3 protein-coding genes are annotated in these 4,364 nt (G+C 68.0%); 2 read left to right on the top strand and 1 reads right to left on the bottom strand.

Going from position 1 to position 4,364, the window contains the following annotated elements:
• Positions 1-149: 149 nt before the first annotated feature.
• Positions 150-1,118, bottom strand: coding sequence for a LysR family transcriptional regulator (locus IAE41_RS21960; protein ID WP_200734561.1), 969 nt, complete (start codon positions 1,116-1,118; stop codon positions 150-152).
• A gap of 110 nt (positions 1,119-1,228) precedes the next feature.
• Here IAE41_RS21960 and aceB point away from each other — a divergent pair, with 110 nt between their 5' ends.
• On the top strand, positions 1,229-2,866 hold the full coding sequence (gene aceB, locus IAE41_RS21955; protein ID WP_200734560.1) for a malate synthase A: 1,638 nt from the start codon (positions 1,229-1,231) through the stop codon (positions 2,864-2,866).
• Positions 2,867-2,936: 70 nt separating this feature from the next.
• The gene (gene aceA, locus IAE41_RS21950) at positions 2,937-4,238 is read left to right on the top strand and encodes an isocitrate lyase (protein ID WP_200734559.1); all 1,302 of its coding nucleotides are present in this window, start codon (positions 2,937-2,939) and stop codon (positions 4,236-4,238) included.
• Positions 4,239-4,364 lie beyond the last annotated feature (126 nt).

The raw sequence follows: 4,364 nt of genomic DNA, 5'->3' as shown, positions 1-4,364 counted from the left end.
GCCATGGATGGCGCCATCGAGCCCCCATGGATGGGTTTACGGCGTGTCCTGCCCACCCACACCGCCCCGCCATCTACGGAATGCCCGCTTTTGACGTTGCCGTTGACGTTGATTCGGCAGGTGCAGGGCGCAGCCCTGCCGAACACCCCTTACCGCTCCGAATGCCCGCTCTGGTCGTAATCGCGTGGGCTGAACAACTCCGGCTGGATCAGCTCGATGAACGCCCGTGCCTGCGCCGACAACGCCTTGCCCCGCCGCACGATCACCCCGTAACTGCGCTCGGGGAACCAGCGCTTCATCGACCGCGCCGCCAAGCGCTCATGGTCGCTTTCATGCAGGCACAGCGCTGGCACGATGGAAATGCCCATGCCCATCGCCACGTACTGCTTGATCACCTCCCAGCCGCCCACTTCCAGCGCCACGGTGTAGGCAATGCGGTGGCGCTGGAACACCTGGTCCACCAGCCGGTAGGTGATCTGCCGCTTCGGCGGCAGCACCAGCGGGTAGCGCGCGATGTCGGCCAGCTCCAGCTCGCCGCCGCTGGCCAGCGGATGGTCGTGCGGCGCGATCAGCACCTGCTCGAAGCGGTAGGCCGGCGCATAGGTCAGGTCCGCTGGCACGTCGGTCATCGAACCGATCGCCAGGTCGGCCGCGTCCTCGCGCAGCAGGTCGGTGCCATCGGCGCTGATCGCGTTGTGCAGGGTCAGGCGCACGTCCGGGTGGTGCAGGCGGAAGCGTTCGACGATCTTCGGCAGCAGGTAGAGGATGGTCGAACTGTTGGCGGCGATGTTCAGCTCACCCGCATCCAGCCCGCGCACTTTGTCGCGGAAGCGCGCTTCCAGCCCGTCCAGGCTTTCCACCAGTGGCTGCGCCATTTCATACAGCACCTGGCCCTCGCGGCTGGGCACCAGGCGCCGCCCGCTGCGCTCGAACAGCGGCACCCCCAGCTCACGTTCCAGTGCCTGCAACTGCAGGCTGATCGCTGGCTGGCTGACGAAGAGCGCCTCAGCTGCCCGTGAGACCGAACCCAGCCGCACCGTCTGGCAGAACGCGCGCAGCGGCTTCAGCCGGTCGGATTTGTAGGAAAAACGCGGACTTGGCGGGTTGCGCGTGGTCATGGCGTCATAAGTATTAGCACACCTTATGTGGAACATTGCAAAAACTGTTTTGCCAAATACTCCGCTCGGGCGGCACTTTGGGGGCGTTCCCCCACCGCTGGAGTCGCCCCATGTCCGCCGTTGCTTCCGCCGTTTCCTCCATCCCCGCCAAGGCCACCCCCGGTATCGCCCTGGCGACCCGCGTGGCCGGCCAGGAGACCGTGCTGCCGGCACCGCTGCTGGCGCTGCTGGTCTCGCTGCACCGGGCGGTGGAACCGGGCCGGCAGGCGCGGCTGCAGGCCCGCCGCGAGCGCCAGACGTTCTTCGACCAGGGCGGCCTGCCGGACTTCCGCGAAGACACCGCTGCCATCCGCAGCGGCGACTGGCGCGTGGCGCCGCTGCCGGCCGCGCTGCAGGACCGCCGTGTCGAGATCACCGGCCCGACCGACCCGAAGATGGTCATCAACGCGCTGAACTCCGGCGCCAAGGTGTTCATGGCCGACTTCGAGGATTCCACCTCGCCCACCTGGCGCAACCTGCTGGCCGGGCAGCAGTCGCTGGCGGCTGCCGTGCGCGGCGATCTGGAATTCACCGCGCCGGCCGCCAACGGCAAGCCGGGCAAGCACTACACGCTGCGCCCCTTTGAGGAACAGGCGGTACTGATCGTGCGCCCGCGCGGCTGGCACCTGGACGAGAAGCACGTGCGCGTCGATGGTCAGTTCATCGCCGGTGGCCTGTTCGATGCGGCGGTGTTCGCCTTCCACAATGCCCGCACGCTGCAGGCCAAGGACCGCGGCCCGTACTTCTACCTGCCCAAGCTGCAGAGCATGGAAGAGGCCGCCCTGTGGGAGACCGCGCTGTCGCACATCGAAGGCATGCTCGGCCTGCCGCACGGCCAGATCAAGGTGACCGTGCTGATCGAAACGCTGCCGGCAGTGTTCGAGATGGACGAGATCCTGCACGCCCTGCGCGAGCGCATCGTCGGCCTGAACTGTGGGCGCTGGGATTACATCTTCTCCTACCTGAAGACCTTCCGCCGCCACGCCGACCGGGTGCTGCCCGAGCGCGGCCAGGTGACCATGACCCAGCCGTTCCTGAAGGCCTATTCGGAACTGCTGATCCAGACCTGCCACCGCCGTGGCGCGCACGCGATGGGCGGCATGGCCGCGCAGATTCCGATCAACAGCGATGCCGCCGCCAACGAGCAGGCCATGGCCCGCGTGCGTGCCGACAAGCTGCGCGAAGTGAGCGCTGGCCACGATGGCACCTGGGTCGCGCACCCGGCGCTGATCCCGGTGGCGATGGCCATCTTCGACGAACACATGCCCACCGCCAACCAGCACCAGGTGCTGCGCCAGGACGTGCGCGTGGGCCGCGATGAACTGATCGCGCGGCCGCCGGGCAGCATCACCCGTGCCGGTTTCGAGGGCAATGTCGAAGTCTGCGTGCGCTACCTGGCCGCGTGGCTGGACGGCAACGGCTGCGTGCCGATCCACCACCTGATGGAAGACGCGGCCACCGCCGAGATCAGCCGCAGCCAGCTGTGGCAGTGGCTGCACACGCCGGGCCAGCAGCTGGACGACGGTACCGCCATCGATCTGCCGCTGCTCGACACCGCCCTGGCGCAGCTGCCGGCGCGGCTGGGCGATACCCGCGCACTGCCTGGCGGCGCCCGCATCGGTGAAGCCATCGCCCTGCTGGGCGAACTGAGCCGCAACGACGAACTGACCGATTTCCTGACCCTGCCGGCCTACGCACGCATCGACTGACGGCCTGCATTCCCCGAATCCATCCCAGCCGGGCAGCGCCCGGCTCTACAACACCGAACTGGAGAAAGACATGAGCACCCTGCCCACTGCCGAACAGATCCAGCACGACTGGGACACCCACCCTCGCTGGGAAGGCATCCAGCGCAACTACAGCGCCGCCGACGTGGTGCGCCTGCGTGGCACCGTCCACATCGAGCATTCGCTGGCCCGGCTGGGCGCGGAAAAGCTGTGGAAATCGCTGCACGAGCGCGAGTTCGTCAATGCGCTGGGCGCGCTGACCGGCAACCAGGCCATGCAGCAGGTCAAGGCCGGGCTGAAGGCGATCTACCTGTCCGGCTGGCAGGTGGCCGCCGATGCCAACCTGGCCGGGCAGATGTACCCGGACCAGTCGCTGTACCCGGCCGACTCGGTGCCGGCGGTGGTCAAGCGCATCAACAACACCCTCCTGCGCGCCGACCAGCTGCACCATGCCGAAGGCAAGGATGACATCGACTTCCTGCAGCCCATCGTGGCCGATGCCGAGGCCGGTTTCGGCGGCGTGCTCAACGCCTTCGAGCTGATGAAGGCGATGATCGAGGCGGGCGCCGCCGGCGTGCACTTCGAGGACCAGCTGGCCTCGGTGAAGAAGTGCGGGCACATGGGCGGCAAGGTGCTGGTGCCGACCCGCGAAGCCATCGAAAAGCTCAACGCCGCGCGCCTGGCCGCCGACGTGCTGGGCGTGCCGACCCTGCTGGTGGCGCGCACCGATGCCGAAGCCGCCGACCTGCTGACCAGTGACATCGACGGCAACGACCAGCCGTTCACCACCGGCGAGCGCACCGTGGAGGGCTTCTACAAGACCCGCAACGGCCTGGACCAGGCGATCAGCCGCGGCCTGGCCTACGCCCCCTATGCCGACCTGGTGTGGTGCGAGACCGGGAAGCCGGACCTGGAGTTCGCGCGGAAGTTCGCCGAGGCGATCCATGCGAAGTTCCCCGGCAAGCTGCTGGCCTACAACTGCTCTCCCAGCTTCAACTGGAAGAAGAACCTGGACGACGCCACGATCGCCAGGTTCCAGCGCGAGCTGGGCAGCTACGGCTACAAGTTCCAGTTCATCACCCTGGCCGGCTTCCACGCGCTGAACTACGGCATGTTCAACCTGGCCCACGGTTATGCACGCCGCCAGATGAGCGCCTTCGTGGAACTGCAGGAAGCCGAGTTTGAAGCGGCCGAGCGTGGCTTCACCGCGGTCAAGCACCAGCGCGAGGTCGGCACCGGCTACTTCGATGCGGTCACCCAGGCCATCCAGCAGGGCCAGTCCTCGACCACCGCGCTGACCGGCTCGACCGAGGAAGAGCAGTTCCATGGCGGCCGCAGCGAGCGCGCCGCCTGAGCCGACCTCGGCCGGCAGCCCTCGACCCGGTAGTGGCGGGGGGGGGGGGGGGGGGCCCGGGCGCCCCCCCCCCCCCCGGCACTACCTACCGATGGTCAGCTGTTGCGCACGGCCAGCAGTTCGCCG

Source organism: Stenotrophomonas sp. S39 (assembly GCF_016624665.1).
Classification (GTDB): Bacteria; Pseudomonadota; Gammaproteobacteria; order Xanthomonadales; family Xanthomonadaceae; genus Stenotrophomonas.
Note: the sequence above shows the minus strand (reverse complement) of the source record. Positions and strands in the feature narration are given on the sequence as shown.

What these genes read in the sequence shown, in the direction of transcription:
- IAE41_RS21960 (WP_200734561.1), bottom strand. Translation starts at nt 1,118, where the DNA reads ATGACCACGCGCAACCCGCCAAGTCCGCGTTTTTCCTACAAATCCGAC.
- aceB (WP_200734560.1), top strand. Translation starts at nt 1,229, where the DNA reads ATGTCCGCCGTTGCTTCCGCCGTTTCCTCCATCCCCGCCAAGGCCACC.
- aceA (WP_200734559.1), top strand. Translation starts at nt 2,937, where the DNA reads ATGAGCACCCTGCCCACTGCCGAACAGATCCAGCACGACTGGGACACC.